Source organism: Ectothiorhodospira lacustris, from assembly GCF_022227785.1.
Classification (GTDB): domain Bacteria; phylum Pseudomonadota; class Gammaproteobacteria; order Ectothiorhodospirales; family Ectothiorhodospiraceae; genus Ectothiorhodospira; species Ectothiorhodospira lacustris.
The window spans coordinates 21,046-27,859 of record NZ_JAJNQM010000045.1 but is presented as its reverse complement, the minus strand read 5'-3'; the positions used below and the strand labels follow the sequence as shown (position 1 = coordinate 27,859).

Genomic DNA, 6,814 nt, shown 5'->3' with positions numbered 1-6,814 from the left:
ACTGGAGGAAAAGGCGCAGATCCTGGGACGGATCCTGGACGCAGGGTGGTGGCCCAAACGCATGGGTATCCCCCTGGCGCATCCCATCGAGACCTGCCTGGTGGTGGACGATCACGACAGGATTGTCCTGGATGATCCGGCCATCTATGCATCCCGCGTCATCAAACTGGGGGATTTCCTGCCCTGGTACGCCAAACAGCGGATGAAGACCCCACTGACCCAGGGCGTGAAGGCACTCGTGCGCAGGGCCACCAACCGGGTGGACTTGAACACCCTGGAGCGGATCGGCTTCGATCTGATGGACCGGCACCAGCCTGCCCCGATGGACTATGAAGAACGCCTGGATCTGGATCAACCGGAACCGGTATCTCCGGAAGAGATCGAAGACGGCGAGATGGAGAGGGGCCAAGACATCGCCGTGCAGGATGAGGAGGCGCCGCCGGAACCCACCCCACAGCCGTCCGGAGAAGAGGCAGCCGACACGCCGCTACCGAATGACACCCGCGCTGCGGAGGACGATCGTCAGCCCTCTTCCCGCATCGCCGCGGCACTGAAGATGAAGACGCCTGAATTCCTCGCCGAAATGGAATCCAAAGGCATGCTGAAAAGGAATCAAAAGGATCAACTGGAGTTGACCCCGGCCGGACGCAAACTCGGCGGAAAGGTCAGGGGGCGCGGCGGCAATCGCTCGTTCTCATGGCTTAAATCCGCGATTGAGCCCCTGTTCAAGGACCCGGGACCGGACCAGCAAAAACAGACCTGAGGCAATCCAAACGCCGATAGCGCGGACCGATTCTGATGATCACCGGTATACTCTAAGCTCAGACGTAGCCACAGAGCCCGGTAATGTGGACAAGCTCACCGTCCTGATCGTCGATGACGAACCCGTCAACCTGTCCCTGCTGACAGAGTTGCTGCGTGCCGATTATCGGGTCAGGGCGGCCGGTTCGGGCCGCCATGCACTCAAGGCAGCGGCCTCCAGCCCCCCTCCGGATCTCATCCTGCTGGATGTCATGATGCCGGAGATCGATGGCTATACCGTCCTGGAAACCCTGCGTACCCACCCCGAAACCCGGGATATCCCGGTGATTTTTCTCACCGCCCTGAGCGATGCCGTCGACGAGGAACGGGGCCTGGAATGCGGCGCCAACGATTACATCACCAAACCCATCAAACCCGCCGTGCTGCGTGCTCGGGTCCGCACCCAGCTGGATGTGAAGCAGGCCCGTGACTTTCTGCAGAACAAGAATGCCTTTCTGGAAGCCGAGATCGCGCGCCGGATGGTGGATCACGAAATCGCCCAGCAGGTCGGCATCCGCGCCCTGGCCCACCTTGCAGAAACCCGTGACCCCGAAACCGGCAACCACATCCTGCGCACCCAGGTCTATGTGAGACTGCTGGCTGAAAAACTCAGGGACCACCCCCGTTTCGTGTCCCACCTCACACCCGCCAACATCGAACTCCTGACCAAGTCGGCCCCCCTGCATGACATCGGCAAGGTAGGCATCCCGGACAGTATCCTGCTCAAGCCCGGGCCACTGACCGATGATGAATGGCGCATCATGAAGACCCATGCCCGGCTCGGCTTTGATGCCATTGAGCGGGCGGAGGCCGATGTGGAACGCCCGGTTCCTTTTCTCATCCTGGCCAAGGAGATCGCCCGCTGGCACCACGAAAAATGGGACGGCAGCGGTTATCCGGATGGTCTGACCGGGGACGCCATTCCCGTCTCGGCCCGGATCATGGCGGCGGCGGACGTCTTCGATGCCATGACCTCGCCCCGGGTCTACAAACCGGCCCTGCCCATGAGTCAGGCCCGCCACTTCATCGGCGATGCCCGTGGACGCCATTTTGATCCCGACGTGACGGATGCCTTCATGGCTGTCTACGATGAATTCGCACGCGTCGCCCATCACCATCCCGACGCTGAAACCGCATGAACCATGAATCCCTGCTGCCGGATGCAGGCGGAGAGCTTTCCTGGCTCATCGTGACCATCATGGTCGTCCTGATGATCCTCCTTGTCGCCACGGCCACGGCCATGCTCCTGAATCAGCGCCGTCGGCTGCAACTGGAGCAGGCCATCAGCCGGGAGAAAGCAGAGCGCCTGGCCGTGGCCGAACAGCACCAGCAACAGCTCCAGGCCTCGGAGGCGCGCCTGCGGGAACGCGAAGAACTGCTACAGCAGTTCATCGAGCACGCCCCTGCGGCCCTGGCCATGTTCGATCGGGACATGCGCTACCTGGCCACCAGCCGCCGCTGGCGGGACATCTATGGCCGCGGCGAAAGGGAAGTAACCGGTGCCAGCCATTACGACGTCTTTCCCGAGATCGGCGAGACCTGGAAAGCCGTCCACCGGCGCGGCCTTGCCGGCGAGATCATCCATGCCGAAGAGGATCGCTTCGAGCATGCCGACGGCATGGTGCAATGGCTACGCTGGGAGGTACGCCCATGGCTCCATGACGACGGCGACGTGGGCGGCATCATGATCCTGTCGGAGGACATCACCGAACGTCACCACCAGTCATGGACCCTGCGCCTGCTGGCGCGGCGGGCGGAGGCCCTGCTCGAGTTGCCCAAGGCCGCCGAGGTCCTGGAGGAGACCGCTTTTTTGCAACATACCCTGACCATTGCAGAGGACCTGACCGACAGCCGGGTCGGTTTCATCCACTTCGTGCATGAAGACGGCGACCAGGTTGAAATGATCGCCTGGTCAGAACGGACCCTGGCTGATGCCTGCCGTGCGGGTCAGACCCCCCCCCATTATCCCCTGGCGCAGGCCGGCATATGGGCCGATGCCGCACGCCGGAAAATGCCGCTGATCATCAATGACTATGCCGGCCGGCCGGACAGGAAGGGACTACCGCAAGGTCACTGTCCCCTGACACGGGTTCTGGCCGTGCCGGTGATCGAACAGGGCCGCGTGGTCATGGTGGCCGGGGTGGGTAACAAACCGTCCGATTACACCGATACCGATACGGAAACCCTGCGACTGATCGCTGAACAGACCTGGCACCGGGTGCAGCGTCAGCAGTCCGAAAACCACCTGCGCCAACTTTCCCTGGCCATCGAGCAAAGCCCCGACAGTATCGTCATCACCGATCTGCAGGCACGGATACTGTACGTCAATGAGGCGTTTCTGCAGATCACGGGATATAGCCGCAATGAAGTCCTGGGGCAGAACCCGCGCTTCCTGCAGTCCGGCAACACCCCGCCGACGCACTACCAACGCATGTGGAAGAAACTGACGCAGGGAAAGCCCTGGAAGGGTGAGTTCTACAACCGGCGCAAGGACGGCACTGAATACATCGAATTCGGCCATGTCGCCCCGCTGCGACAGCCGGACGGCGACATTACCCACTACGTCGCGGTCAAGGAAGACATCACCGAAAAGAAACGCACCGCGGCGGAACTCGATCGTCACAGACACCAGCTGGAAACCCTGGTAGCCGACCGCACGGCACAGCTGGAAGATGCCCGCCGACGAGCCGACTCCGCCAATCAGGCCAAAAGCGCCTTTCTCGCCAACATGACCCACGAAATCCGCACTCCGCTCAATGCCATCGTGGGCCTGGTGCACCTGCTGCGTACGGGGAACGCCACCCCCGCGCAACGGGAAAGGCTGAACAAGGTGGACAGTGCCGCCCATCACCTGCTCTCCATCATCAGCGACATCCTGGACATTTCCAAGATCGAGGCCGGCAAGTTCACCCTGGATCAGCAGGATTTCCACCTCTCCGCAATCCTGGATCATGTGCGCTCGGTGATCTCCGAGACGGCGCGCGCCAAGGGTCTCACCCTGACGACCGACACCGACACCGACACCGATACGATCCCCGTCTGGCTGCGGGGCGATCCGGCCCGGCTACGCCAGGCCCTGCTCAATCTGGCGGGCAACGCGGTGAAGTTTACGGAACAGGGGACGATCACCTTGCGTGCCCGACGACTGTCGGGCCGGGGAGACACGGTGCGGATCCGCTTCGAGGTGGAAGATACCGGCATCGGAATCGAGGCAAGCCGCCTGGACCTGCTGTTCCAGCCCTTCGAACAGGCGGATACTTCCATCACGCGCAAGTATGGTGGAACCGGCCTGGGACTGGTGGTCACGCGTCGACTGGCGGAGCTCATGGGCGGCGGCGCCGGCGCCTGCAGTGAACCCGGCAAGGGCAGCCTGTTCTGGTTTGACGTCAGGCTCAACCAAGGCCGCGCCCCCGGATCCGTCGCTGACGGCATGCGGAACGAGGCCATCCCCGCCACGGAGCGTATCAAGCAACATGCCGGCAAGCGAGTGCTGCTGGTGGAGGATAACCCCATCAATCAGGAGGTGGCCGCGGAGCTTCTGCAGCGGGTCGGCCTGTCGGTGGACAGCGCACGGGACGGGGGGGAGGCCTTGCACATGGCAACGACGGCGGACTATGACCTGATCCTGATGGATGTACACATGCCCGGCATGGATGGACTGACCGCCACACGACACATCCGCGCCCTGCCCGGCCGGGACCGGACCCCCATCCTGGCCATGACCGCCAATGTGTTCGAGGAAGACCGGCGTGCCGCCCTGGCGGCGGGGATGAATGACTTCATTCCCAAACCCGTGGAACCGGAATTGCTCTACCGGGCCATCGCACGTCGGCTGAACCCGGGCACGGTAGAGACCGTAGAAACCGTAGAGACCGTCGGTTCGGGAACAGAGCAGGCAGCGGGTCAGGATCGGGGGCATGCCGCGCCCCGAGGATTACCCACCGGCGTCGGCTACCACGAACAATATCGGGCACTCATCCCCCGCTTTCTGCAGCATCACGATGAAGACCCCGCCCTGTTCAGGGATCTGGCCGACCAGGGCGAGTGGGAGGCATTGAGCCGACGCGCCCACGCCCTCAAGGGGGCGTCCGCCAATCTGGGTGCCGAGACCATTGCCGTCATTGCCCGGGAGCTGGAAGGGCTGGGACGCGATGCCCAGGACACGAAAATGCTGAACACCTTGTGTGAACAACTGCGACACACCCTGGATAACCTGAGGACCGGCTTCCCGACCGCAAGTGAAGCCCCCCACCCTCCCGAGTCCGTCGACAATGACATCCCTTCCATTGCGCCTGAGGATGGGCGGCGCCTGCTGGATCAGATGGAAGTCCTGCTGGACGGTGACGATACCGACATCGTCGATGTGTACGAGGCACACCGGGACTGGCTGCACAGGACCCTGGGCCCGGAAGCCCAGGCGCTGCAGCGGCATATCGACCACTTCGACTACCCCGCAGCCCTGGAGCTTCTCAGACGCCTGCGCCGCTAGGCGCAGGCAACGGCGCGGACCGCATCTCCACGGGGGTCACTCCCGGTCAGACGCAGGTCAAACCGTTCCTGCAACACTTGAAACACGTCGGGGGTAATGAAGGCCGGCGGATTCGGCCCCAGCGTGATCCCCTTCACCCCCAGACTCAGCAGGGTCAGCAGTACCGCCACCGCCTTCTGCTCGAACCAGCTGATCACCAGGGTCAGCGGCAGTTCGTTGATCCCGCAGTTCATGGCCTGGGCCAGGGCGGTGGCCACCCGGATGGCGCCGTAGGCGTCATTGCACTGCCCCATATCCAGCAGACGGGGGAAGCCCAGGTGTTCGCCGTAGTCATGGTCGCGGATACGGTATTTGCCGCAGCCCAGGGTGAGGATGAAGGTATCCCGGGGCGTGGCCTCGGCATAGTCGCTGAAGTAGTTGCGGCCCTTGGCCGCCCCGTCGCAACCGCCGATGACGAAGAAGCGCCGGATCTGACCGGCCTTCACCGCGTCGAGTAGGGTCTCGGCGTGGGCCAGCAGCACGCTGTGATGGAAACCCACCACCGACTCACCGGTCACGGCGGCGGGGCAAGGCGCGCAACGCCGGGCGGCCTCGATCACGGCCGAGAAATCATCACCCTCGATGCACTGCCCCTGAGGCACCGCCGTGGCCCGGGTGGTGAACAGGCGATCCCGATAACTTTCCGGCGGGATCAACACGCAGTTGGTAGTGGCCAGGATGGCACCGGGGAACTGGGCAAACTCCCGCTTCTGATCCTGCCAGGCACCGCCGAAGTTGCCGGCCAGGTTCGGATGCCGATGAAGCTTGGGATACATGTGAGCCGGCAGCATCTCGCCGTGGGTGTAAACCATGATGTCGGTGCCTTCCACCTGCTTGAGCAGGTGCCACAGATCCAGCAGGTCATGGCCGGTTACCAGGATGCCGGGGCCGGCCACCGTACCGTGTCTGACGGTGGCCGGGGCGGGCTGGCCGAAGGTCTCCACATGGCCCCGGTCCAGCATCTCCATCACCTTCAGGTTCATCTGTCCGCAGCGCAGGCACAGCGCCAGCAGGCTCTCCATGTCGAAATTGACGTTGGTCATGGTGGCGAACAGGGCCTCCTCCATGAAGGCGGCCACCTCCGGATCGGACTGACCCAGACGGCGGGCATGGTGGGCATAGGCGGCCATGCCCTTGAGGCCGTAGAGCAGCAACTCCTGCAGGGAATGCATGTTCTCATCCTTGCCGCAGGTGCCTGGCGAGCTGACACAGGCGGTCTGGCGGAAGGTCTGTTCGCACTGGTTGCAATTCATGACTGCGCTCCTGGAGGGATCTGAAAATGTGGTCGCAGTATGGGTAGCAGGCCGACGGCCCGGCCTTGACTCGCATCAAGGCGAAAACAGCCACGTTGCCGAGCCTGCAGCACCGTCCGATAGCGTGCCGCAGCTCCGCTCCCGGCAAGCCGTCCTGGCAAGTCTCAGGCGGGTTGACTATAAGCATGCTATGGCCGGCCCTCGTGCCGGGCGACTTTCCGGCCATCATCTG

The 6,814-nt window shown here is 63.3% G+C and carries 4 protein-coding genes and 2 pseudogenes; 5 read left to right on the top strand and 1 reads right to left on the bottom strand.

The features are described from left to right. From LQ952_RS10020 to LQ952_RS16035, 5 genes and pseudogenes are all read left to right on the top strand, one after another. The coding region (locus LQ952_RS10020) for a helix-turn-helix domain-containing protein (protein WP_430733767.1) at positions 1 to 763 on the top strand (763 nt) is incomplete at its 5' end. A gap of 85 nt (positions 764 to 848) precedes the next feature. Next, the gene (locus LQ952_RS10015) at positions 849 to 1,940 is read left to right on the top strand and encodes a response regulator (RefSeq protein WP_238622517.1); all 1,092 of its coding nucleotides are present in this window, start codon (positions 849 to 851) and stop codon (positions 1,938 to 1,940) included. Then, positions 1,937 to 3,403: pseudogene (locus LQ952_RS16045) on the top strand (PAS domain S-box protein); the annotation flags it as partial. The gene LQ952_RS10015 and the pseudogene LQ952_RS16045, both read left to right, overlap by 4 nt. Further along, positions 3,383 to 3,691: pseudogene (locus LQ952_RS16040) on the top strand (histidine kinase dimerization/phospho-acceptor domain-containing protein); the annotation flags it as partial. The pseudogenes LQ952_RS16045 and LQ952_RS16040, both read left to right, overlap by 21 nt. A 63-nt stretch (positions 3,692 to 3,754) precedes the next feature. Then, positions 3,755 to 5,290: an Hpt domain-containing protein gene (locus tag LQ952_RS16035; RefSeq protein WP_430733768.1), complete on the top strand. Its 1,536-nt coding sequence runs from the start codon at positions 3,755 to 3,757 to the stop codon at positions 5,288 to 5,290. Here LQ952_RS16035 and hcp read toward each other — a convergent pair. After that, positions 5,287 to 6,582 (bottom strand): hydroxylamine reductase, encoded by a 1,296-nt coding sequence (gene hcp, locus LQ952_RS10005; RefSeq protein WP_238622515.1) that lies wholly within the window; start codon positions 6,580 to 6,582, stop codon positions 5,287 to 5,289. The two genes, LQ952_RS16035 and hcp, sit on opposite strands and share 4 nt — an antisense overlap. Between the last annotated feature and the right edge of the window lie 232 nt (positions 6,583 to 6,814).

What these genes read in the sequence shown, in the direction of transcription:
- hcp (WP_238622515.1), bottom strand. Translation starts at nt 6,582, where the DNA reads ATGAATTGCAACCAGTGCGAACAGACCTTCCGCCAGACCGCCTGTGTC.